This window comes from Ramlibacter rhizophilus (assembly GCF_004681965.1).
Lineage (GTDB): Bacteria > Pseudomonadota > Gammaproteobacteria > Burkholderiales > Burkholderiaceae_C > Ramlibacter > Ramlibacter rhizophilus.
Map to the genome: position 1 here is coordinate 154,389 of NZ_SMLL01000005.1, position 21,639 is coordinate 176,027.

Here is a 21,639-nt window from a genome sequence, read left to right on the forward strand (position 1 = left end):
GGGCCTCAGCGGGTCACCGCAAGGAAGCCACCGTCGATGTAGAGCGTGTGGCCGTTGATGTAGGCGCCGGCATCCGATGCGAGCAGCAGCGCGGCGCCGCAGATGTCCTCCGGACGGCCCCAGCGCTTGGCGGGGGTCCAGTCGCTCACGAAGGCGTTGAAGTCCTTGTCGCCCGCCTGGCTGAAGGGCGTCACGGTGTAGCCCGGCGCCAGCGCGTTGACGGTCACGCCGGTGCCGGCGAGGTCGGCCGCGAGCGCGCGGGTGAAGCCCGAGACCCCGGCCTTGGCGGCCACGTAGGGCACCAGGTTGGGCCGTGCCACGTGGTTCATGATCGAGCCCATGTTGATGATGCGGCCCGACCCCTGCCGCACCATGCGGCGCGCAGCCTGCTGGGCCACCAGGAAGCAGGCCGTGAGGTCGGTGTCGATGACCTTCTGCCACTCCTCGGGCGAGAGGTCCAGGAAGTGGGTGCGCACGATGACGCCGGCGTTGTTGACGGCGATGTCGATGCGCCCGCAGCGCGCAACCACGTCCTCGATGGCACCGGCCACGGCCTGCGGATCGGTCACGTCGAACACCAGCCCGCTCACGTCGGCGCCGGCTTCGCGGAACTCGGCCACCCGCTGGTGGACGCTCTCGTTGAAGTCGGCCAGGACGAGCCGCGCGCCGGCGGCGGCAAAGCCGCGCGCCAGGCCGAGCGCAATGCCACCGGCGCCGCCGGTGATCAGCGCCACCTTGCCCTCCAGGGAGAACAGCGAGGCGGGCGCGAGCCCTCGGTAGAGGTGCTGGGTGTCGGCGCTCGCGCCGGGGACGGGGGTTGCGACGGTCATGGGCGGTGGGGCAGCGGACTGCCGGTCTCCAGGTTCGTTCTCGATGGAGGCGGATGCTAGGTAGCCGCGCGCCGCGCCGGAATTGGAAGTTCGGCAATGCCCTCTACGCACAAAGCGAAGGCTGGACTTCGCAGGCTTCGAAACCCCGGTTGCCGCAAAGCAGATGGCCGCCCGTGCCGCCCGCTCCTACGATGCCGCTCCATGACACACGAGCCCGCCCCCTCCGGCGAACTGCGCCGCATCGGCCCGCAGCGCGACATCCTGGGCGAATGCCCGCTGTGGGACGAGCGCACCGAATGCCTCTGGTGGGTGGACATCCGGCGCCCCGCCATCCGTCGGCTGGACCCGGCCACCGGACGCATCGACACCTGGACCATGCCCGACCTGGTGGGCTCCATCGCGCTCACGGAGGAAGGCCGGCTGCTGGTCGCCCTGCCGCAGTTCCTCGCGCTCTTCGACAGCCGCACCGGCGGGCTGGAGGCCTTTGCCCGGGTACCCGGGCGCATGCCCGGCCACCGCTTCAACGACGGGCGCTGCGACCGCCAGGGGCGCTTCTGGGTCGGCAGCATGCACAACCTCACGCGGGCGCCCGAAGGCGTGCTCTACCGGCTCGAAGGCCCAGGTGGGCTGGAGCCGGTGCAAGGCGGCATCTCCATCCCCAACAGCCTGGCCTTCAGCCCCGACGGCCACACCATGTACTTCGCCGACTCGCTCAAGTACAGCCTCTACGCCTACGACTACGACCCCGCCACCGGCCACATGGGCGCGCAGCGCGTCTTCGCCACCACCGAGCCGCCGGGCTTTCCCGACGGCTCGGCGGTGGACGCCGAAGGCTTCCTCTGGAACGCGCAGTTCGACGCCGGCCGCCTCGTGCGCTATGCGCCGGACGGCCGCATCGACCGCGTGGTCGAGCTTCCCGTGCAGCGGCCCACCTGCTGCGCCTTCGGCGGGCCGGACCTGGCCACGCTCTACGTGACCACCTGCAGCCAGAAGATGAGCGCCGCCGAGCTGGAGGCCCAGCCGCTGGCCGGCGCTCTGCTCGCCTTCGAGCCCGGCGTTCGCGGCCTGCCGGAACCCCGCTTTTCCACGCAACACGCCTTCGATGCCCGCGCGGCGCAGGCCGCCTGATGACCCCCGCCATGAAACCCATCCAGATCGCCTCCATCGAGGCCTTTTCCTTCCGCGTGCCGGTGGCCTCGCCCATCAAGGTCGCCTTCGGCACCTTCCGCGACCGCCCCTTCGTGCTCGTACGCATCACCGACAGCGAAGGCGCGCAGGGCTGGGGCGAGGTCTGGGCCAACTGGCCGGCCGTGGGCGCCGAGCACCGCGCGCGCCTGGCCGTGGACATCGGCGAGCGGCTCGTCGGCAAGACCTTCGAGACCCCGGAGGAGTTCTTCAACAAGCTCAGCGCCTCGCTGGAGGTGCTGGTGCTGCAGACGCTGGAAGTCGGGCCCATCGCGCAGGTGGTGGCCGGCCTGGACATCGCCATGTGGGATTTGGCCGCGCGCCGCGCGGGCCAGCCGCTGCACCGCCTGCTGTCGCCACGCGAGGCCACCCGCGTGCCGGTGTACGCCACCGGCATCAACCCCGACGAGCCCGAGCGCTTCGCCGCCGCGCGCCAGGCCGAGGGCCACCGCGCCTTCAAGCTCAAGACCGGCTTCGGCCACGAGCTGGACGTGCGCAACCTGCGCGCCATGCGCGAGGTGCTCGGTCCCGAGGCCGTCATCACCTGCGACTCCAACCAGACCCACACGCTGGCGCAGGCCATCGACTTCTGCCGCGCGGTCGAGCCGCTGAAACTCGGCTGGTTCGAGGAGCCGCTGCGCGTGGATGCGCCGGCGAGCGACTGGCGCGAGCTGGCACGCGCCTCCACCACGCCGCTGGCCGGCGGCGAGAACTTCCACGGCGCGCAGTTCGATGCCGCCATCGCCTCGGACGTGCTGGACGTGATCCAGCCGGACGTGACCAAATGGGGCGGCATCACGGGCAACTGGTCGGTGGCCCGTGCCACGGTGGCCGCCGGCAAGCGCTACTGCCCGCACTACTTCGGCGGCGGCATCTCGCTGCTGTCCTCGCTGCACCTCATCGCGGCGGCAGGCGGCGCGGGGCTGCTGGAGTTCGACTGCCACCCCAACGTCGGGCGCGAGGCGGTGGTCGGCGAGCTGCTGCCGGTGACCGAGGGCACCGTGCCCGTGCCCAGCGGCGCGGGACTGGGCGCGCAGCCCGATCTCGCCCGGCTGGCCGCCTTCCGCACCTGGGAGGGACGGACATGAGCGCGGACCTGGGAACGCCGGACACCGTCCGCATCGGCTTCATCGGCGCTGGCCGCCTGGGCTGCGCGCTCGCCTGGAGCCTGGCCGGCCGGGGCCTGCGCGTCACGCACGCGGCCAGTGGCCAGCCGGCCGAAGCGCAGGCGCTGTGCGCCCGCATCCCGCGCAGCGAAGCGGTGTCCGCGCAGGCGGTGGCCGACGCCTGCGACCTGGTCTTCGTCACCACGCCCGACGGCGTCATCGAACGCGCCACCACGGCGCTGCGCTGGCGCCCCGGCATGGGCGTGGTGCATTGCAGCGGCGTCACCGACGTGGAGGTGCTGCAGGCGGCGCGCGAGCAGGGAGCGGCCATCGGCGGCTTCCATCCCATGCAGACCTTCGGCGACCCGGATGCGGCGGTCGCGTCGCTGCCCGGCTCCACCATCACGGTCGAGGCGCAGGACGCGCGCCTTGACGCCTTGCTCGGCACCCTCGTGACGCGCCTGGGCTGCCGCATCAACCGCCTGCCCGCCGGCATGCGGGCGCGCTACCACGCCAGCGCCGGCTTCACCTCGCAGTTCGTGAACGTGCTGTTCGCCCAGGCGGCGACGGTCTGGGCCTCCTGGGGCGCCAGCGAGGAGGACGTGGTGCGCGCCATGATGCCCATGGTGCGCGGCACGCTGGCCTCCATCGAATCCGCGGGCGTGGCCGGCGGCATGCCGGGGCCGGTCTCGCGCGGGGACGTGGGCTCGGTGGAGAAGCACGTGGCGGCGCTGGCCGAGTTCGGGCCCGAAATGCAGGCCTTCTACCGCACGATGTGCCAGACCACCATCGAGCTCGCGCTGCGGCACGGGGCCATCGACGAAGCACGGGCGAAACAGTTCGAGGCGGCGCTCTCGACTTGACGCGGATCAAGCCGGGTCACGCGCCTGCGGGCCCAGAATGGACCGGAGGCTGCCATGCAAGCGATCCCCCGCCCCGCCCTGATCTTCGCCGCCGCCCTGCTGCTGGCGCCACCGGTGTCGGCGCAGGTGCCCGACCGCGGCCGGCTCCTCTACGAAACACACTGCATCGAGTGCCACACCACCCAGATGCACTGGCGCGACCAGCGCCTCGCGCAGGACTGGGACAGCCTGCGCGCGCAGGTGCAGCGCTGGCAGGGAACGGCCCGGCTGCAGTGGAGCGAGGCGGACATCGACGAGGTCACGCGCCATCTGAACGAGACCATCTACCAGTTCCCACGGGCGCGCGCCGGGGCGCCGCGCACGACGCCGTTCGGGCTGGGTTCGCTGCTTGTTGAGAGCGTTCATTCAACGCGGCCGAGGCCGCGTTGAATGACATGCCCGATCAAATACATCCGTTCGCCCTGAGCCTGTCGAAGGGCTCGCGTGGTGGTTTCGCGCGATGGGCTTCGACAGGCTCAGCCCGAACGGGTTGGGAGGGCGAACGGCGTTGAGGCTTCGCTGTTGTTGAGAGCCTTGTCGAAGCCCTTCACGCCCCCGCCCCTCAAAGCCTGAACAGCGTGAGCCCGAAGCCGACCCGGTTCTGCCGGTGGTTGTAGTCCAGCAGCGTCTCGCCGTAACCGGAGAACACCTGCACGAACCAGCGCAGCCCCTGCGGTTTCGTCCGGTCGATGGGGTAGCTCCAGTCCAGCTGTAGCGAGCCCTTGTCCAGCGTCTTGTTGTGCGTGCGCCAGGTGAGCGTGGTGGCGGCCACCCCCGGAAACCAGGTGCCGCGCAGCTCGGTGTTGCCGATGAAGCGGGTGAGGTCCGGGTTGTCGTCGTCGGCCAGGTCCTCGTGCAGGCGGCGGTGGAAGGTGGTGCTGAGCGCAAAGTCACCGCGGGTGAAGGTGGTGGACGCCCACACCCGGTTCCAGCTGCGGGAGAAGGGCTCGCTCTGGCCATTGGACTGGTGCGACACACCCAGCTGCACCATCTCCCAGCGCACGCCGCCGGGCCAGCGCGCCGCGCGCTCGCCCACGGGCAGCACGTAGATGGCCTCGGGCTCGTAGTCGGTGCTGCGGAAGGGCGAGGACTGCGAGGGGTTCCACACCTGCCACAGCGAGCGCTGGGTGTAGCCGAACCAGAGGTCCGCGTTCGGAAAGACCAGTCCTTCCACCACCTTGGCCCGCAGGGACACCTGGAACTTGGCTTCCACCGCCTTCAGGTCGCGCCCCGTCACGGGCTGGGCCGTGCGGGTCGGGCTGGACGGGTTCTCGTTGATGTCGCTGGTGTAGTCCGCCACCAGCGCGTAGTTGGGCCGGTAGGTGCGCAGCGAGAAGGTGCCGCGCTTGGCCGAAGGCGCCAGCTCCCAGGTGTTCTGCACCACGGCGGACGCGCGGCCCACGGCCAGTTCGCCGGGTGGGGGTGGCAGCGGCACCGTGAGCTCGGGCTCGGCCACGGGGCTGCGCGGTGCGGGCGGGTACAGCTGGTCGTAGCAGGCCAGGCGCGCCTTCTCGTCGGGCAGCCCGCTGCACTCCGCTGGCGTCTGCGCGGTCGCAGCGCCGGCGAACAGGGACAGGGATGCCGCGCAGAGCACGGCGGAACGGCAAGCCCGGCTTGTCGGCCGGCAGGGAAACTTCCTCAGGTCAGTCATCGCGGAACTGTAGAGCCCAATGGCCGGGGTGCTGTAACCCGATGTTGGCCGGGCCACGCGACACCGGCCATGTTTCTTCGTATCGCTGCGTCACCCTTTGCGCGGCGCACCGAACTACCCGATGACGGCGGCCCGTGGCCGCCGGATGCAGCCATCCCGGCTGCACCGCACGAGTGAAAGGACACATCATGAACTCGTACCGAAGAACCATGGCATGGCTGGTCGCCTCCAGCTTCTGCGCCGCCGCCGCGACCACGACCGCGGGCACGGCATCACCGGCCGGCAAGACGCGCGCACAGGTCCGTGCGGAATTGATGGCGGCGCTGGACCAGGGCTGGCATCCGCCGTCCGGCGAAGCCATCGGCTACCCGGGGCCCTTCCGTACCGGCTCCGAACGCACGCGTGAGGCCGTCCGTGCCTCGCTGGACAGTGCGCTGGACCGCGGCGTGCGCCTGCCCCGCGGTGAAGCCCCGCGGCCACGCGCCTTGGCACCCGCCTCCTCGTCGCTGACGCGGACCGATGTGCGGCAGGCCCTGATCTCCTCGCTGGAGGCGGGCTGGCATCCGTCGTCGGGTGAGGCGGATTACTGGCGCCAGCAGTCGCCGGGCCCGATGGCAAGCGCTGCGCCGGGCGGGCGGGAATTTGCCGCTCGCTGAGGCATCCGGGCGCAGGGGATGCGGGCATGGGTCCCCGGCGGAAGACGGCGGCGAGACAATCGGACTCGTTCGACGAGTGACCGACACTGGAGCCGCAGATGATCTTCCGCCAGCTGATCGAGCCCGTGTCCAGCACCTACACCTACGTGCTGGGCTGTCCCGAGACGGGAAACGCCATCCTCGTGGACCCGGTCGTCAATTCGATGGACCGCGACCTGCAGGTGCTGCAGTCGCTGGGCCTGCGGCTGGCCTGCACGCTGGACACGCACATCCACGCGGACCACATCACCGCCGCGCTGGAGTTGAAGAAGCGCACCGGCAGCCGCATCGCGGCGCCCGCCTTCGACCGCCTGCCCTGCACCGACGTCGGCGTGGAGGAAGGCCGGCCGCTGCAGGTGGGCTCCATCGTCCTGGACGGCCTGCACACGCCCGGCCACACCGACGGCCACTTCGCCTACCGCGTGGGCGAGCGGGTCTTCACCGGGGATGCACTCCTCATCGACGGCTGCGGCCGCACCGACTTCCAGAACGGCGACGCCCAGGCGCTGTACCGCAGCGTGACGCAGAAGCTCTTTACCCTGCCGGACGAGACGCTGGTCTACCCCGCCCACGACTACAGCGGCCGGCACGTCTCGTCCATCGCGCAGGAGAAGGCGCGCAACCCGCGCCTGGGGGGCGGCAAGACCCTGGCCGAGTTCCAGCGCATCATGGCGTCGCTGGACCTGCCCTACCCCAAGTTCATCGACCACGCGGTGCCCGGCAACCGGGGATGCGGCGTGTGCCCCGACGACTTGCCGCAGGCGCTGCAGAAGTACTGCGCGCCGATGGCGGAAAGTCCGCAGGGCTGAGAAGCCGTGAACGAATCCGCAGCGAAGGCGTGGGCAAGGGCAGCACCTTCACGGTGGTCCTGCCGGCGCTCGCTGCAGCCCGGGGCGCCACGGACTGACGCCCATCGCGGCGCAGGGCGCTCACGGGCGCGCCTAGCGCAAGGGCTCCATCCTCGCGAACCGCACGACGGTCACGCCGGCTCGCGCCTGGCGCACGGACGGCATCACCAGCACGCAGTCGTCGTACGGCGTCACGACCGTCTCCCCGTCGTTGTCGCCGATGGGCGTGCCCGCGGTGGACACGCGTTGCAGGTCGTCGAACGCGCCGAGGAAGCGAAAGCCGCTGCTGCGCGCCGTCACGCCCCCGGTGACGCGCAGCACCCACTGGCTTTGCGCGTCCGGCCGGCGCCAGCCCGGGAGCGCGCGCAAGAGCGTGTCGGCGTCGAGCACGCGCGCCTCGAGCAGGAAGCGCACGCACAGGTCGCGCGCGACATCGCGGCTGGACAGGTCGCCATGGAATCCGCACTCCACGAGCAGCGAGCGCGTGTCGCCGGCCTGCGCGTCCGGGGAGCCGAAGGCCCCGAAGTCGCGCATGCGGGTGCCGTCCCGATGGCCTTCGTCGACGACCACGTGCTCGGGCGCGCGCAGCCGCCGCGCCAGCGCGAGGTTGCGTGCGTGCGGGCCGACCAGCAGCAGTGGCTTGCCGCGCTCGTGCATCGAGTGCAGGTCCAGCAGCCAGTCCGTGCGCTGCACGAAGGCAAGCAACTCGCGAGCCCGGCGCCGCTCCGAGCTGCTCGCGTCGGCCAGGCGATCCGCCGACCACTGGCGGTTCAGGTCTTCGTCCACGAAGCGTGACGCGTCGAACGCCGCCGGGTCGAAGCGGTCGAATGCCTCGAGGTTGCAGAAGGCCAGCGTCAGGCTTCCCTGCAGTGGCCGCACGCCCGCTTCGAGCAGGCCCCGCACCGCCCAGGCACCGCAAAGCTCGTTGCCGTGAACGAGGGACGTGACCATGACCCGCCGGCCCGGACGGCCCGACTCGAAGTGCCAGACGCCTTCGGTGCCGGTGTTGCCGGCGCGCCAGGGCCCGAGGTCCGGGCGCGGGAGTTGGAAGCGCAGCTCGGTCATTCCCGGATGTTCGCGAAGTCGACGATCCTCTGGTACTTGGCCGTCTCCTGGGCGAGGAAGCGGTCCATGTCCACGTCCGCCGGCGCGATGGTCGAGCCCGAGTCCTCCAGCTTCTTGCGGAACTCGGGCGTCTGCAGCGTCTCGCGCAGCGCCGTGCGCAGCCTGGCCAGCACCGGCTCGGGCAGCTTGGGCGGCGCCATCAGCGCGAACCACACGCCGATGTCCATGTTCTTCAGGCTCGGCGACTCGGACAGGGACGGGATCTCGGGCGCCGCGGCCGAGCGGTCCTTCTGCGTCAGGCCCAGCGCGACGACCTTGCCGCTGCGAATGTGCGGCAAGCCGCTGGAGAGCACGAACACGCCGTAGTCGAGGGCCCCGCCCACGAGGTCCACGGTCAGCGGCGCCACGCCCCGGTAGGGGATGTGCGTCATGAAAAGGCCGCCCTGCTGCTTGACCATCTCGCCGGCCAGGTGCAGGGCCGTTCCGACGCCGCTGCTGCCATAGCTGAACTTGCCCGGCGCCGCCTTTACGGTGGCCAGGAACTGGGCCGCGTCCTTGACGCCGGTCTGTGGCGAGGCGACCAGCACCATGGGTTGCGAGGCGACCAGGCCGACCGGCGTGAAGTCCTTGTAGCTGTACTTCACGGTCGCGGGCGTGATCAGCCGGTTGATGGCGATCTCGTTGTTCGCCCCCAGCAGGAGCGTGTAGCCGTCCGGCGTCGCCTTGGACACCCGGGCGGCCGCGATGGCGCCGCCGGCGCCCCCCGCGTTCTCCACCACCACCGGCACACCGAGCTTCCTGGCGAGCTGGTCGGCCACCGCACGCCCGGTCAGGTCGGTGCTCCCGCCAGGCGGGTAGCCCACCACCACCGTGATCGGCTTGTTGGGGTAGGCGGCCTCCTGCGCGAGGGCCGGCGTGGCCATGACGGCAAGCGCCACCAGCGGTGCGGCGCGAAGGACAAGCGGGTGCTTCATGGTTCGTCTCCTGTGGTGGGCCGCATTCTGGTGGTCGGCCCCGGCCAGAACGTGCCGTTTCGGCACGGGCGCGTGCGGATGCGTACCAGTCAGCCCGGGTCCACCGTCTGCCAGAACGATTCGGCCGCCGGCGACAGCCTGCGTTTGGCCCGCACCAGGCGCACCTCGAACCCGATCTCCATGGGCTTGCCGCCCAAGGCGACCAGCTGCCGTGCCTTGCAGGCGCCGGCCGCCAGCGACCAGGGCAGCCAAGCGACACCCAGGCCCTTGAGCGCGTACTCGAGCAGGGCGTCGGCCGAGTCGCACTGGATGGTCTCGACCAGGCGGGGCGCCTTGGGGTGGTTGCTCAGGTGGTCGGCGACCAGGCGCCCCAGCGCGAGCGTCTCCGCATAAGCCAGATAGGGAACCGGGTCGCTGGCACCGAACGCGAACGCCGCCTGCCCCCGCGCATCCACCTTGGCCACCGGCACCAGGCGATCCCGCGCCACCGTCCGCTGCAGGTACTGGTGGGAACTCAGGCTCAGGGCGATCTGCGGATGGTGGTAGCTGAGCATGAAGTCCGCCTCCCCGCGCTCGAAGCGATGCAGCGTTTCGGTCATCTGCCCGGTGCGGACCACCACGCGCACGCCGGCGCGTTGCCGGCGGATCCGCACGAACCAGTCCGCCGCCACCGTGCGGGCCAGCGTGCGGCCGGTGAGCAAGGTCACCGTCGCCGCACCGCGGGCCTCGGCCGTCCCGGCGATCTCGCTTCGGGCCTGCGACATCGCAGGCACCACCTGCAGCGCCAGGCCCAGCAACTTCTCGCCCTGGCTCGTCAAGCCGACCGACGTTCCCCGCCGCTCGACGAGGGGCGCACCGGCCCAGGCTTCCAGCGCCCGCAGGCGCCGGCCCAGGGCGGGGTGCGTCACGTGCCGCTGCTGCGCGGCCCGGGTGAGGCTTCCGGTCTGGGACAGGGCGATCAGGTCCTCGAGCCACTTGGTCTGCATGGCCAGGACTGTAGTGCGAAGCGCAGCCGGGCCTGTTCGGCTACGCGGACTTGCTTCAATCCTCTTGCCCGGTGATGGCCTCCGGGTCGGCAAGTGCCGTCACGTGGTCGCGGACATCCTTGGGCCAGGTGCGCATCCTCGCCTGCAGGCCCGCGAGGTCGTTGGCGAAGAGGGCTCGGGCCGCCTCCTCGAAGCCAGGCAGGTTGCCGGCCAGCGCCACCATGACGCGATAGCTGCGCTCCTGCGCGCGGCGCAAACGCTCGCGCGCACCGCCGGCGCGCCGCGCCTGCTGCACCAGCTTGCGCAGCGCCACCGACGCGCCGCCCGGCTGCGCGGCCAGCCAGTCCCATTGCTCCGGCAGCAGCGTCACCTCGCGCGCAACCACGCCCAACCGGGGTCGTCCACGCCCCCGCGCGGGCTCGGCGGCCGTTGATGCAGGCGCCGCATAGCGCGCCCGAACCGCCCGCTCTCCTCCCCGCAAGTCCAGCTCGACCTGCTCGCCGGACGCATCGCTGAAGACCAATGGCGCGGCCGTTCGCGCCTCCTGCGCCGTGGCCGCGGCGACCGCCACGTCTTCGAGCGCACCGCAGGCGAGGCGCTCCATGCCGGAGAAGGCGGTGTAAGTGGGCTGGGGACTGGACTTCATGTCGCTATTTTACCCGGGCGATATTGACGCCCATTAATTTACCCGGGTAATATTCACGCCATTCCCAGCGGCAACGGCAACAGCCCACAGCCTGCGCCGCATTTCCTTCACCGAAAGCACCCATGAAATCTCCTTCTTCGGCAGCGGACCGGCAGCAGTCCCTGCTCGCGCCCTACCTGCAGCTGCTGGTTCCGCTCGTCCTCGCCCACATGCTGCAAAGCGTCGGCGGCCTGCTCGACGGCCTGTGGGTCGCGCGGCTCCTCGGCATCACCGGCGTGGCGGCAATCTCGTCCTTCTTCCCGGTGTTCTTCGTGATCCTGTCGGTCATCATCGGACTGAGCGCCGCGGTGAGTGTGCTCGTGGGCCAGGCCTGGGGCGCGGGCGACTTCCGGGCGGTCCGGCGGGTGGCAGGCACGGCCCTGTGCGTGGCCTTCGTGCTGGGCCTCGCGCTGGCGCTCGCGGCGCTCACTGGGGCCGAGCCGCTCATGCGACTGCTCGGCACACCACCGGACATCCTGCATGAGGCCACCTCCTATGCGCGGACCGTGCTGGTCGCCATGCCCCTGACATTCACGCTGTGGACCTGCATGGCCCTGAGCCGCGGGGCGGGCGACCCCCAGTCGCCCTTGTGGGCCATCCTCGCCGCGACAGGCGTGGGCGCGGTGGCGACGCCGGTCCTCGTGTCCGGCTGGGGAGGCTTGCCCGCACTCGGGGCGGCGGGCGCCGCCGCGTCCAGCATCGTGGCTCAATGCGTCGCCTCCGGCGTGCTTCTGGGCCGCTGGGTCCGCGCCCGTCACCCGCTTCTTGCCGACGGCCTGCGCTCCCGTGATGTCCGCTTCGACCTTGCGACCGGCACGCGCATGATGCGCATCGGCGTACCGGCCTCCTTGCAGATGCTGTCCATGGCACTGGCCGAAGTCGTGCTGCTGGGCCTGGTGAATCGGCACGGGTCCACCGTTACCGCGGCCTATGGCGCCGCGACCCAGCTTCTCAGCTGGATCCAGTTCCCCGCGATGTGCGTCGGCATCGCCGCTGCCATTCTGAGCGCCCACGTGATCGGCGCCGGACGATCGCACCGGGTGCCCGCCGTGATTCGCTGCGGGCTGGCGCTGAACGCCGGCGTCACGACCTTGTTCGCGCTCGCCGGCTCACTGATGGCGCCAGCGGCGCTGCGCCTGTTCCTGCACGATCCGGCCTCGCTGGAGGTGGCCGTGGGCATGCTGCGCACCGTCGCATGGAGTGTCGTGCTCCTCGGGTGGAGCAACGTTCTCAACGGTGCCCTGCGCGCGAGCGGCATCGTGCTGCTTCCGACGGCGCTGGGCATGCTTGCCATCCTCGCGGTCGAGCTCCCCGCGGCCTGGGTCCTGGAGTCCCGGCTCGGCCTGCCAGGGCTCTGGTGGGCTTACCCGGCGGGCTTCGGGGCGATGTTGATCCTGCACTCGGCCTGCGCAGCCGCGCACTGGCGTGTGCGCTCGCGCGCCGTCCGCGTGGCTGCGGCGTGAAGCGGGATCAAGGTGGGGCCTGCGCCCTGATCGCGCGCCCCAGCGCCGCCACACCGGCGTCGATCTGCGGCACGGTCGCAGTCACGAAGGACAGGCGCAGCGTCCGCTCGGCGTCCGGCTCGGACGCTGCGTCCGCGTAGAAGGCCGCCCCGGGCACGAAGGCCACGCCGGCGTCCACGGCGGCGGGCAGCAAGGCGGACGCACTCATTCCGCGCGGCAGCCGGGCCCACAGGAACATGCCGCCGCTGGGGGTGTTCCACGCCACGCCCAGCCCGGCCATCTCGCGCGCGAGCGCCGCCAGCATCGCATCGCGCTGCGCGCGGTACAGGTCGCGGATGCGGGGCACGTGATGCTGCAGGAAGTCGGATTCGACCACCCGCGCGGCGATGCGCTGGTTGAAGCCGGGGCTGTGCAGGTCGGCCGCCTGCTTGGCCTGCAGCAGCTTCGGATAGAGCGAGGGTGGCGCCACCAGGAAGCCCAGGCGCAGGCCCGGGGCGAGCACCTTCGAGAACGAGCCGAGGTAGATGCAGCCCTGCGGGTCGCGCGCGCTCAGGGGCGCGGGCGGCGGCCGGTCGAACCACAGCTCCCCGTAGGGGTTGTCCTCGACGATGGGAAGCTGCAGGCGCTTCGCGAGCGCACTCAGCGCGGCGCGGCGCGATTCGCTCATCGTGCGGCCCGTGGGGTTCTGGAAGTTCGGCAGCAGGTAGAGGAAGCGCGCGCCGGCCGCCTTGGCCTCCAGGTCGTCCAGCAGCACGCCCTCCTCGTCGCTTCGCACGCCGACCACCTCGGGCTCCATGGGCGCGAAAGCCTGCAGGGCGCCGAGGTAGGTCGGCGTCTCGACCAGCACGCGCGAGCCGGCATCGACCAGCACCTTGGCCACGAGGTCCAATCCCTGCTGCGAACCGGTCGTGATCAGGACCTGCGCTGGATCCACCGGCCAGGGCAGCGCAGCGGCGACCTGCTCGCGCAGCGGCCCGAAGCCTTCGCTCGCGGCGTACTGCAGGGCCGCGGGACCGTCGTCGCGCAGGACCTGCGCGCTGGCGGCGGCGAACTCGGATACGGGAAAGGTCGCCGGCGACGGGAGCCCACCGGCGAAGCTGATGATGCCGGGACGTTCCGTGAGCTTGAGGAGCTCGCGGAGCACGGAGGGATTCATCCGCGCGGCGCGGCGCGCCAGGGTCCAGGGGGAGCGGGCTTCGGAGAGCATCATGCGGAACGTTGGCTTGGGTTGAACAGGTCGCAGGGCCGGGCGGCCACGATCAGGCCGCAACCCGCACGGGCATCTTCCTGCCGACGAAGACGGTGGCCACCACGCCGAGCGCGAAGGCGAGCGTCGAGAGGTCCAGCGCCTCGCCGAGCAAGGGCACGGCGAACACCATGCTCAGGAAAGGCTGCACCAGCTGCACCTGGCTGACGCGCACGGTTCCGCCGAGCGCCAGGCCCCGGTACCAGGCGAAGAAACCCAGCCACATCGAGAACACGGCCAGGTAGCCGAAGGCCCACCAGGCCGAGGGCGGCAGCGGCGTTTGCGGCAGGTGGGCCCAGGCCAGGGGCGCGCTCAGGGGCAGCGACAGCAGCAGCGCCCAGCAGATCACATGGTCGGCACGCATGTGCTGCGACAGTCGCGCGCCCCAGGCGTAGCCGACGGCGGCGCAGGCCACGGCCCCCAGCAGCAGCAGGTCGGCCGCATGCAGGGACAGGCCGCCGCCACCACCCTTGTGCAGCGCGAACGCCATCACGAGGCCGCTGCCAAGCGCCGCGCACAGCCAGAAGCCGCTGCCAGGGCGCTGCCGGTGAAGCCGGGCGCCCACGACCGCCGTGGCGAGCGGCAGCGCGCCGACGATGACGCTGGCGTGGACCGCCTGCACCTCCCGCATGGCGATGGACGTGAGCAGCGGAAAGCCGAACACCACGCCCGCCGAGGTGACGGCGAGCGCGGGCCAGTCCGCAGGGCGCGGCAGCGGCGCCCGCGCTGCGAGCAGGAACGCGGCCGAGAGCCCCGCGGCGACCACGGCGCGCCCGAGTGCGATGAACAGGCCGGACATCTGCGGCGCCTCCGGCGTGCCGACGGCCAGCCGCGTCATCGGCAGGGTCATGGCGAAGATGGCGACGCCCAGCAGGCCGAGCCAGAGCCCGCGGACTTCATGCGGCTTCATGCGGCGGCTCATCGCGGTCGGGTCGGTTGCAGGGGACATGCAGGCCACTGTAAGCTCCGGCACCAATACACCGTCAGTACAGTTGGACAGGTCAGATGAACCTCTGTACCGCCCCGTCAAGCAGTACACGCATCCCGCGCCCATGCTGATCAAGACCTCCTCCCAGTCGCTCACCGAGCAGCTTTGCGCGCGCTTCGCCCAGCGCATCCGCGACCGGCTGCTGGCGCCGGGCACGCGCTTGCCATCGGTGCGGCAGTGCGCGCAGCAGCAGGGCGTGAGCCCCTCGACGGTGGTGGCGGCCTACGACCAGCTGCTGGCGCAAGGGCTGGTCGAGGCCCGCAAGAACCGCGGCTTCTTCGTGCGCGAGCCGGCACAGCGCGACGCACCGACCGAAGTGGCACCGCCCCGGCCCCCGCAGGCCCCAGCATCCCAGGCCCCCGTGGACGCCACCGCCCTGATCCGCGGCATGTTCCACCGCAGCAGCAGCAAGCCGCAGCCCGGCATCGGCGTGTTCCCGCCCGACTGGCTGGAGTCGGCGTTCATGCCGGCCGCCGTGCGCAAGGTCTCGGCCACGCCCTCGCTCCAGGCGTTCTCGCTGCAGTACGGCGAGCCGATGGGCGACAGCCTCTTGCGGCGGGCCCTGTCCAAGAAGCTGGCGTCCCTGGGCGTGCATGCCGGCCCCGAGGCCATCATCACCACGGTCGGGGCCACGCAGGCCCTGGACATCGTGAGCCGCAGCCTGCTGCGCGCCGGCGACCCGGTGATGGTGGAGGAGCCGGGCTGGGCGGTGGAGTTCGCACGGCTCACGGCGCTGGGCATGCGGCTGCTGCCGGTGCCGCGCCGGGCCGACGGTCCCGACCTGGACGTGATGGCGCGCTACTGCGAAGCCCATCGCCCCAAGCTGTACGTGAGCGTGAGCGTGCTGCACAACCCCACCGGCTACTGCCTGTCGCCCGGCAGCGCGCACCGGGTGCTGCAGCTGGCCAACCGCTGGGACTTCCATGTGCTGGAGGACGACACCTACAGCCATCTCGCGCCCGATCACGCCACGCGCCTGTGCACCCTGGACGGGCTGCAGCGCACGATCTACGTGAGTGGATTCGCCAAGATCCTCGCGCCCAACTGGCGCATCGGCTTCGTCGCCGCGAACCCCGCCCTGGTGGAGCAACTGCTGGACACCAAGCTGCTGACCACGCTGACCACGCCGGCCCTGCTCGAGCGTGCCATGGCGCTGTGCATCGAGCAGGGGCAGCTGCGCCGGCATGCCGACCGCATCCGCACCCGCCTGGAGGCGGCGCGCAGCCGCAGCGTCAAGCTGGCCCTGAACGCCGGTTGCCGCTTCGCCGCGGAACCGGCGGGCCTGTTCGGTTGGGTGGACACCGGCGTGGACACCGACGCGCTGGCCCAGCGCATGCTCGACGAGGGCTACCTGATCGCCCCCGGCGCCCTCTTCCACGCCGAGCGCAAGCCCAGCACGCTGATGCGCATCAACTTCGCGGCGACCCAGGACGCCGCGTTCTGGAAGAAGTACGCGGAGCTCGTGGGGCGGATGTGACGGTGCGGGCGGGAGCGCGCGATCAGTTCGGGGCGACGCGCCAGATCTCGCCGTCGTCGTTGGCGGTGTAGAGGTTCCCGTCGGGACCTTGCACCAGCGTGCGGGTGCGCGTGGACGGCAGGTCGACCGTGGCATCGGCCACGGCCATGCCGCGCGCATCCAGGTCGAGCCGGACGATCCGTTGCCCGCGCATCAGGCTCACCAGCAGGTCGCCGTTCCACGCCTTCCACTGCGCTCCATCGAGGAACAGCGCCGCGCTCATGCCGCGGCCGCTGCCGTTGTGGACCCAGCTCGGCGGCATCGCCTGCGGGAAGCGCTGGGTGTCGGTCATGGGCATGGTGGTGGGGTCGCCGGCGTAGCCGCAGTAGTCGTCCGGGCAACGCAGCCTCGGCCGGTTCTGCGGATCCCATCCCGCATTCCCGCCGGCGACCAGCGCCGTGACTTCATCGCTGTGGTTGGGGCCGTGCTCGCCGGTGAAGGGCTGGCCCGCATTGGGCTGCCCCGCCGGCCTGAAGGTGATGCCCTGCACGTTGCGGTGGCCGTAGGTGAAGATGCGCGGATCGCCCCCGGCCGGCGTGTTGTTGCCCGGCGCCGCGGAGCCGTCGCGGTTCACGCGCAGCACCTTGCCTCCGAGACGCTTCAGGTCCTGGGGCAGCGTGGCGTTGTGGTTGTCCCCGCTGGTCACGTAGAGGAATCCGTCGGGGCCGAAACGCACCATGCCGCCGCTGTGGGCACCCGCGGAACCGACGGCATTGGCCGACTCCTTGAAGGCGATGTCGTCCACGATGTCGGTGCGATTGGACACACCCGTTGAATCGGCATTCAGCGTCAGGCGAACGACGCGGTTCGTCGCCGGCGTGCTGCGGCGGGAGGCCATGAACAGGTAGAGGTCGCGTTTGCCTTTGGCGAACTCCGGATCGACGGCGATGCCGTGCACGCCGCTCTGGCCCTGGCAGAACAGGTCCGGCGCCACCAGCGCCGAGCCCGCCGTCCCGAACAGGCGCACGGTTTTTCCGTCGGGCAGGCGCGCCGACAGGCCGCGGCATTTCTCGGTGAACAGCATCACGCCGTCGGGTGTGAAGGCGATGTCCCAGGGATTCTGCAGGCCGCTCATGACCACGGTGCGGCTCAGCCTGGGTGCGTCGGCGGCCGGTGCGCCCGCGTGCGACGCCGCAGGCAGGACGGCAGCGAGGCCAAGACAGGCGCCAAGGAGGGCGCCGGACAGAGTGATGGAAGCAAGGGTGGACATTCGTGCTCGGCTCATCTCGATCTGGTGTTGGGGTGCTGCAGCGACCCGCCTGCCGTAACCAGGGAACGCAGCCTGCAGCATGCTGGTTCTGCCATTCCCGTCACCTTGTCGGCTGTGCGAGTTCGTGGCTGTCGGAACAAGCCTACGGCTCGGTGGCCGGCGCCGCAGCAGTATGGCGGCACCCGGCCGTGCAGCCCAGCGCGAAACGGATCTCGACAGGCATGCCGAGTGGCCGCGGCGCGCGTCCTCATCCGCGCTACGCCAGCCGCAGCCCGACAGCCCCGGCGACGATCGCGGCCGTGCCGAACGCCCGGCGCACGCTGAAACGTTCGCGCAGCACCCAGGTGCCCAGCAGCGCCGCGAACAGCACGGAGGTCTCCCGCAGCGCGGCGACCACCGCCACGGGCGCGTGCATCATGGCCCAGAGCGCCAGCGCATAGGAGCCGAAGCTGGCCGCGGCGCCAAGGATGGCGAGGGGAGCGCGCTGGCGCGCGTAGGCCCAGGCAGCGACGCCGCCCCGGCGCGCCAGCACCATGCCGCTGAACAACCAGCCGTTCAGGGCGAAAAGGGCCAGGGCATAGCGCAGCGCGTCGCCACTGGCGCGCACGCCGATTCCGTCCACCAGGGTATAGGCGGCGATCAGGCCCGCGTTCACCAGGGCGAAGCCGACGGCGCGCGGCGCATCGAGTGCCTGTCGGGACAGCCCCAGCATCAGCACGCCGCCACACACGGCCAGCACGCCGACCCACGCCAGCGGGCGCAAGGGCTCGCCCAGGACGAGTGTGGACAGCAGGGCGACCAGCAAGGGCGCGGTCCCCCGCATCAAGGGATAGGTGAGACCGAGATCGCCATGACGATAGGCCTGGGTCAGGGCGATGTAGTAGCCCACGTGGATCAGTGCCGAGGCCAGCAGCCAGGGCCATGCCGTCGCCGCCGGCAGGCCCAGCCCGGCGACCAGGGGAAGCGCGAGCAGCGCACCGAACAGGCTGATCAAGGCGTTGTCCAGGGCTTTGTCGGTGCTGGACTTGACCAGCGTGTTCCAGCCCGCATGCAGCAGTGCACCCAGGAGCACGGCGCCGGCCACGGTCCAGGAGAGCGTCATGCGGCAAGGCGCCGCTCGGGCCCTTCAGCCGGGCGGCTCGTCGCGAAGCAGGCGGTTTTCTCCAACGGGCTCATGCAGGGATTCTGACGCGACCGCGCAGGAAGTTTCGATGCGAGCGGATGGGCGTCACCGCCTCACAAACGCTCACGCCGGTTACCCGGGAAGATGCCCTAGCCCGGCCGCTGCGTGCAATCCTGCCGCCACTTTCACAGGTACTTACATGCAGCAAACTCCTGCAGTCCCAGGGGCGCCCGAGCGGACCGCATCGATGACGTCGGCCCCTGACGGGGCGCCCCGGCGCTCCGACCGACTGGCCCGCGCCTTCGCCCGCCTGGCCCTGCTCGTCACCGCCGCCCTGCTGTGCGTGCCCGCCGTGCTGAACGGCCAGCCCTTCCTCTACCCAGACACACCCGTGTACGTGCGACGGGCCGAGGTGGGCCTGGCCAAGGTGCTGGGCGCGGAGCGCATCAAGCCGTGGAGCATCGAATCGCGCGCCGCCGCCGGACCCGCACCGGCCGGCGACGCCACGCCGGCTGGCGCGGCCACGCCGGTAGAAGAGGACCGCAGCGTGAACCTGGCGGGGCGCTCCGTCTACTACGGTGCCTTGCTTTACGGTGCGTATGCGGCCGGCAGCCTGTGGCTGGCGGTGGTGGCCCAGGCCCTGTGCGTGGCCGCCTTGCTGTACCTGCTGATCGTGCGGCTGTGGGGATTCGGCGGAATAGCGCTCCTGGCCGCCGGCGCCGGGCTGGCCCTGCTGACGCCGCTGGGCGCCTTCACGGGCCTGCTGATGCCCGATCTGTTCGCCGGCCTCACGGTGCTGTGCAGCGGCGTGCTCGCAGCCTACTGGCACCGGTTGCGACGTTGGGAGCGCATCGGAGTCGCCGCCCTCCTGCTGTTCGCCATCGCGGCGCATCCCAGCCATCTCGCGCTGGCCGCCGCCATCGTCCTGGTGGTGCTGGGCCTCAGGCTGCTGCGCGTGGGCCTGCGCACGCCGGGGCCGGCGATCGTGCTCCTGGGTGCCTGCGTGCTGGGCGGCCTGGCCGCCGAGTGGGTGTTCAACAAGGCCATGACCGTGGCCGTCGGGGCGCCCCCGGTGCGCCTGCCCCACACCATGGCCCATCTGGTCGAGATGGGCCCCGGCACGGCGTACTTGCGGCAGAACTGCCCTCAGGCGGGCTACCAGGTGTGCGACTACGTCGCCAACTTCCCGACGCACTGGGACGACTTCCTGTTCTCCACCGAGCCCGGAAAAGGCGCCTTCTGGCTGGCCGATGCGCGGGCCAAGCGCCGCATGGGCGAGGAACAGTTCGCCTTCGCCCTCGACGTGCTGCGCTTCGATCCGGTGGGCGTCGTGCGCGGGCTGGCGTCCGACGTGCTGGTGCAGCTGGGCACGTTCAAGGTGGACATCGGCCACTACGGTCCGAACGCGACGGACAGGTTCTACGCGGGTCACGTGCCGCAGGAAGTCCTGGCCGACATGCGCCGCACCCGCGGAGTCCAAGGCGGCGATTTCGACGGCTGGCTGAGCGGCGCGACCTATGCCACGGTGGCAGCGTCGCTGCTGCTCCTGGCCTGGCGCCGGCAGGGCGCCCGGCTGGCGCGCCCGCCGGGCTTCGACGGCCTGCTGCTGGTGGTCGGCGCGGGCGTGGTGGCCAACGCCGTGATCTGTGCCGTGTTCGCCGCGCCGCTGGACCGCTTCCAGTCGCGGGTGGTCTGGCTCGTGCCGTTGCTGGCCCTGGGGGTGGTGCTGCAGATGGCGCGATCACGAACGCAGGGCCCGCTGGCGCAGCCGGCTTGAGGACGGCCCCTGCCCCGCTGCCCGCCGCGCGGAAGAACGGCTGCATTCGGTGAGGCGCTCATCGATGTAGCGGCACCATGCCTGGCTGTCGCGCCGGGGTACGTCCGCCCGGCCCCTGAGGCCGAGCTTGAATTCGACGGCAGACTTCCACTCCGGCGATCCCACATCCGGGCCATGACCCTGGGCATCGCCGGTCCCGAGCCGGCTTTCGACGCTGCGGTGGAAGGCGTCGGTGCAGGCCGCCTCGGCCCGTGCGGAACCGGCGAGCAGGACCATCAGGAGGAGAACGCGAAGGTCGGGCATGGGGCTGTCGAATCAGCGTACACCCTTGCCCGAAAACGTGCGAGGTACTCCAGCACTTGCCGGGCCAGACTCCGCTGATTGCGCAAGCGCGGCCGACGCGGTCCTGGGCCGTGCGAGAGGCTGCTGCGGCCCGATGCAGTTGCCCGCGCCTATCCGCGCTGGGCCAGCAGTTGCTCGATGTCCTTGCGGCCCTGCGAGTAGGCGGCGTGCAGCGCGTCGGCGTCCGTGAAATCGATCTTGTCGGCCTCGGTAGCGTGCGAGGGAAAGAGGTAGGTTCGCCCCTCGACCTCCGGCAGCTTGCGGTAGCTGCGCGTCAGGAGCACCAGCGTGCTGCCGCTGCTGCCCCGTGGCATCGGCGCATTGTCGATCGTTCCTGCGTCGATCACGGGGCGGCCCCGACGCTCGCGCATGTCGAAGATCGGCGGGATGGTCGCGGCCTTGCAGATCAGCTCGACGAGCGAGCCCTCCCGTGCCGCCTGGCGGCCGTCCACGCGCAGCTCCCGTGCGCCGGCGGCCCGAGCCCAACGCCCGTGCGGCGTGGAGCGAATGTGCTTGTCGGCTTCGTACAGGACCATCGTGAGGGTGGCGGCCGCGGCTGCAGGAAGCCAGCGGGGTGGTTCGGCAAGGAGCACCTCGAACTGAGGACCCTCAGCCACCGCCTCGCACGCTTGTCGATCGAGCACGTCGGCGACGACCTCGCGATAGATGCGCTCGTGCGGCGTGAGCTTCCGCCCGTCGAGCACGGCATCCGGGGCCACGTTGCGGTCGTGCCGCCGCAGACGGTCGCAGAAGGCGTCGATCAGCTTGCCGCCGCGCCCGGAGATGAAGCACGCCGCCGCGAGCGCACCACCGCTGGCGGCGGCGATACGGGCCGGAGCCATCGTGAAGACCTCCTGCAGCGAGTCCAGCGCGCCGCCCTGCCAGAAGCAGCGCAGGCCACCGCCGGAAAAGCTCAGTTGCTCGTAGTGATCGTCCAGCTTCCCGAACATGACGTCGCCGGGTGCGACGCTGAGCTTCATGGCCTCTCCTCCCTTTGCTGCCCGAAGGCAGACGATAGTGACCATTTCAGTGTCCGACGGGGATCCA

General features: G+C 71.2%; 21 protein-coding genes. 9 read left to right on the plus strand and 12 right to left on the minus strand.

Features of this window, described 5'->3' with window-relative positions; translation table 11 throughout:
• Positions 1-5: 5 nt before the first annotated feature.
• A complete protein-coding gene (locus tag EZ242_RS13590) occupies positions 6-830 on the minus strand; it encodes an SDR family NAD(P)-dependent oxidoreductase (protein ID WP_135285717.1) in 825 nt (274 codons plus the stop codon).
• Positions 831-1,031: 201 nt separating this feature from the next.
• Here EZ242_RS13590 and EZ242_RS13595 point away from each other — a divergent pair, with 201 nt between their 5' ends.
• The 4 genes from EZ242_RS13595 to EZ242_RS13610 are packed head-to-tail and all read left to right on the plus strand — an operon-like array spanning position 1,032 to position 4,413.
• Positions 1,032-1,958: an SMP-30/gluconolactonase/LRE family protein gene (locus tag EZ242_RS13595; RefSeq protein ID WP_135285718.1), complete on the plus strand. Its 927-nt coding sequence runs from the start codon at positions 1,032-1,034 to the stop codon at positions 1,956-1,958.
• Between the two features lie 11 nt (positions 1,959-1,969).
• The gene (locus EZ242_RS13600; RefSeq protein ID WP_240787088.1) at positions 1,970-3,103 is read left to right on the plus strand and encodes a mandelate racemase/muconate lactonizing enzyme family protein; all 1,134 of its coding nucleotides are present in this window, start codon (positions 1,970-1,972) and stop codon (positions 3,101-3,103) included.
• Complete coding sequence (locus EZ242_RS13605) at positions 3,100-3,984, plus strand: Rossmann-like and DUF2520 domain-containing protein (protein ID WP_135285720.1); 885 nt, start codon at positions 3,100-3,102, stop codon at positions 3,982-3,984. The genes EZ242_RS13600 and EZ242_RS13605 overlap by 4 nt, the downstream gene beginning before the upstream one ends.
• Before the next feature lie 54 nt (positions 3,985-4,038).
• Positions 4,039-4,413, plus strand: a complete 375-nt coding sequence (locus EZ242_RS13610; RefSeq protein ID WP_205960652.1) for a cytochrome C — start codon at positions 4,039-4,041, stop codon at positions 4,411-4,413.
• Between the two features lie 172 nt (positions 4,414-4,585).
• Here EZ242_RS13610 and EZ242_RS13615 read toward each other — a convergent pair whose 3' ends face one another.
• Positions 4,586-5,674, minus strand: a complete 1,089-nt coding sequence (locus EZ242_RS13615) for a phospholipase A (protein WP_135285721.1) — start codon at positions 5,672-5,674, stop codon at positions 4,586-4,588.
• Positions 5,675-5,883: 209 nt separating this feature from the next.
• Here EZ242_RS13615 and EZ242_RS13620 point away from each other — a divergent pair, with 209 nt between their 5' ends.
• Together EZ242_RS13620 and EZ242_RS13625 are read left to right on the plus strand one after the other, a co-directional pair.
• Complete coding sequence (locus EZ242_RS13620) at positions 5,884-6,330, plus strand: DUF4148 domain-containing protein (RefSeq protein WP_240787089.1); 447 nt, start codon at positions 5,884-5,886, stop codon at positions 6,328-6,330.
• A 98-nt stretch (positions 6,331-6,428) separates the two neighbouring features.
• A complete protein-coding gene (locus tag EZ242_RS13625; RefSeq protein WP_135285723.1) occupies positions 6,429-7,178 on the plus strand; it encodes an MBL fold metallo-hydrolase in 750 nt (249 codons plus the stop codon).
• Between the two features lie 132 nt (positions 7,179-7,310).
• Here the strand turns inward: EZ242_RS13625 and EZ242_RS13630 are convergent, their stop codons facing one another.
• From EZ242_RS13630 to EZ242_RS13645, 4 genes are all read right to left on the minus strand, one after another.
• Positions 7,311-8,282 carry a M14 family metallopeptidase gene (locus EZ242_RS13630; RefSeq protein ID WP_135285724.1) on the minus strand — a complete coding sequence of 324 codons (972 nt, stop codon included), beginning with the start codon at positions 8,280-8,282 and terminating at the stop codon, positions 7,311-7,313.
• Entirely contained in the window at positions 8,279-9,256 is a 978-nt protein-coding gene (locus EZ242_RS13635; RefSeq protein WP_135285725.1) for a Bug family tripartite tricarboxylate transporter substrate binding protein, read from the minus strand. Before EZ242_RS13635 ends, EZ242_RS13630 begins: the two co-directional genes overlap by 4 nt.
• 89 nt (positions 9,257-9,345) lie before the next feature.
• Positions 9,346-10,242, minus strand: coding sequence for a LysR family transcriptional regulator (locus EZ242_RS13640; RefSeq protein ID WP_135285726.1), 897 nt, complete (start codon positions 10,240-10,242; stop codon positions 9,346-9,348).
• A gap of 55 nt (positions 10,243-10,297) precedes the next feature.
• Positions 10,298-10,888: a DUF2239 family protein gene (locus EZ242_RS13645; RefSeq protein ID WP_135285727.1), complete on the minus strand. Its 591-nt coding sequence runs from the start codon at positions 10,886-10,888 to the stop codon at positions 10,298-10,300.
• Between the two features lie 122 nt (positions 10,889-11,010).
• Here EZ242_RS13645 and EZ242_RS13650 point away from each other — a divergent pair, with 122 nt between their 5' ends.
• On the plus strand, positions 11,011-12,390 hold the full coding sequence (locus tag EZ242_RS13650) for an MATE family efflux transporter (protein ID WP_135285728.1): 1,380 nt from the start codon (positions 11,011-11,013) through the stop codon (positions 12,388-12,390).
• A gap of 7 nt (positions 12,391-12,397) precedes the next feature.
• Here EZ242_RS13650 and EZ242_RS13655 read toward each other — a convergent pair whose 3' ends face one another.
• Complete coding sequence (locus EZ242_RS13655) at positions 12,398-13,597, minus strand: aminotransferase-like domain-containing protein (RefSeq protein WP_135285970.1); 1,200 nt, start codon at positions 13,595-13,597, stop codon at positions 12,398-12,400.
• Between the two features lie 52 nt (positions 13,598-13,649).
• Entirely contained in the window at positions 13,650-14,546 is an 897-nt protein-coding gene (locus tag EZ242_RS13660; protein WP_135285971.1) for a DMT family transporter, read from the minus strand.
• Positions 14,547-14,688: 142 nt separating this feature from the next.
• Between EZ242_RS13660 and EZ242_RS13665 the strand changes: the two genes are divergently transcribed.
• Positions 14,689-16,101: an aminotransferase-like domain-containing protein gene (locus tag EZ242_RS13665; protein ID WP_135285729.1), complete on the plus strand. Its 1,413-nt coding sequence runs from the start codon at positions 14,689-14,691 to the stop codon at positions 16,099-16,101.
• A gap of 22 nt (positions 16,102-16,123) precedes the next feature.
• Here the strand turns inward: EZ242_RS13665 and EZ242_RS13670 are convergent, their stop codons facing one another.
• Both EZ242_RS13670 and EZ242_RS13675 read right to left on the minus strand, forming a co-directional pair.
• Positions 16,124-17,350, minus strand: a complete 1,227-nt coding sequence (locus tag EZ242_RS13670) for a PQQ-dependent sugar dehydrogenase (RefSeq protein WP_135285730.1) — start codon at positions 17,348-17,350, stop codon at positions 16,124-16,126.
• 256 nt (positions 17,351-17,606) lie between these two features.
• Positions 17,607-18,452 (minus strand): EamA family transporter, encoded by an 846-nt coding sequence (locus EZ242_RS13675; protein ID WP_135285731.1) that lies wholly within the window; start codon positions 18,450-18,452, stop codon positions 17,607-17,609.
• Positions 18,453-18,720: 268 nt separating this feature from the next.
• On the opposite strand from EZ242_RS13675, the gene EZ242_RS13680 reads away from it, so the two are divergent.
• Entirely contained in the window at positions 18,721-20,250 is a 1,530-nt protein-coding gene (locus tag EZ242_RS13680) for a hypothetical protein (protein ID WP_135285732.1), read from the plus strand.
• Here the strand turns inward: EZ242_RS13680 and EZ242_RS13685 are convergent.
• Positions 20,215-20,553 (minus strand): hypothetical protein, encoded by a 339-nt coding sequence (locus EZ242_RS13685; protein ID WP_135285733.1) that lies wholly within the window; start codon positions 20,551-20,553, stop codon positions 20,215-20,217. The genes EZ242_RS13680 and EZ242_RS13685 overlap by 36 nt on opposite strands.
• 149 nt (positions 20,554-20,702) lie before the next feature.
• A complete protein-coding gene (locus EZ242_RS13690; protein ID WP_205960654.1) occupies positions 20,703-21,572 on the minus strand; it encodes a patatin-like phospholipase family protein in 870 nt (289 codons plus the stop codon).
• Positions 21,573-21,639 lie beyond the last annotated feature (67 nt).

Coding starts and splice junctions, on each gene's coding strand:
- EZ242_RS13590 (WP_135285717.1), bottom strand. CDS start 830: ATGACCGTCGCAACCCCCGTCCCCGGCGCGAGCGCCGACACCCAGCAC.
- EZ242_RS13595 (WP_135285718.1), top strand. CDS start 1,032: ATGACACACGAGCCCGCCCCCTCCGGCGAACTGCGCCGCATCGGCCCG.
- EZ242_RS13600 (WP_240787088.1), top strand. CDS start 1,970: ATGAAACCCATCCAGATCGCCTCCATCGAGGCCTTTTCCTTCCGCGTG.
- EZ242_RS13605 (WP_135285720.1), top strand. CDS start 3,100: ATGAGCGCGGACCTGGGAACGCCGGACACCGTCCGCATCGGCTTCATC.
- EZ242_RS13610 (WP_205960652.1), top strand. CDS start 4,039: ATGCAAGCGATCCCCCGCCCCGCCCTGATCTTCGCCGCCGCCCTGCTG.
- EZ242_RS13615 (WP_135285721.1), bottom strand. CDS start 5,674: ATGACTGACCTGAGGAAGTTTCCCTGCCGGCCGACAAGCCGGGCTTGC.
- EZ242_RS13620 (WP_240787089.1), top strand. CDS start 5,884: ATGGCATGGCTGGTCGCCTCCAGCTTCTGCGCCGCCGCCGCGACCACG.
- EZ242_RS13625 (WP_135285723.1), top strand. CDS start 6,429: ATGATCTTCCGCCAGCTGATCGAGCCCGTGTCCAGCACCTACACCTAC.
- EZ242_RS13630 (WP_135285724.1), bottom strand. CDS start 8,282: ATGACCGAGCTGCGCTTCCAACTCCCGCGCCCGGACCTCGGGCCCTGG.
- EZ242_RS13635 (WP_135285725.1), bottom strand. CDS start 9,256: ATGAAGCACCCGCTTGTCCTTCGCGCCGCACCGCTGGTGGCGCTTGCC.
- EZ242_RS13640 (WP_135285726.1), bottom strand. CDS start 10,242: ATGCAGACCAAGTGGCTCGAGGACCTGATCGCCCTGTCCCAGACCGGA.
- EZ242_RS13645 (WP_135285727.1), bottom strand. CDS start 10,888: ATGAAGTCCAGTCCCCAGCCCACTTACACCGCCTTCTCCGGCATGGAG.
- EZ242_RS13650 (WP_135285728.1), top strand. CDS start 11,011: ATGAAATCTCCTTCTTCGGCAGCGGACCGGCAGCAGTCCCTGCTCGCG.
- EZ242_RS13655 (WP_135285970.1), bottom strand. CDS start 13,597: ATGCTCTCCGAAGCCCGCTCCCCCTGGACCCTGGCGCGCCGCGCCGCG.
- EZ242_RS13660 (WP_135285971.1), bottom strand. CDS start 14,546: ATGAAGCCGCATGAAGTCCGCGGGCTCTGGCTCGGCCTGCTGGGCGTC.
- EZ242_RS13665 (WP_135285729.1), top strand. CDS start 14,689: ATGCTGATCAAGACCTCCTCCCAGTCGCTCACCGAGCAGCTTTGCGCG.
- EZ242_RS13670 (WP_135285730.1), bottom strand. CDS start 17,350: ATGTCCACCCTTGCTTCCATCACTCTGTCCGGCGCCCTCCTTGGCGCC.
- EZ242_RS13675 (WP_135285731.1), bottom strand. CDS start 18,452: ATGACGCTCTCCTGGACCGTGGCCGGCGCCGTGCTCCTGGGTGCACTG.
- EZ242_RS13680 (WP_135285732.1), top strand. CDS start 18,721: ATGACGTCGGCCCCTGACGGGGCGCCCCGGCGCTCCGACCGACTGGCC.
- EZ242_RS13685 (WP_135285733.1), bottom strand. CDS start 20,553: ATGCCCGACCTTCGCGTTCTCCTCCTGATGGTCCTGCTCGCCGGTTCC.
- EZ242_RS13690 (WP_205960654.1), bottom strand. CDS start 21,572: ATGAAGCTCAGCGTCGCACCCGGCGACGTCATGTTCGGGAAGCTGGAC.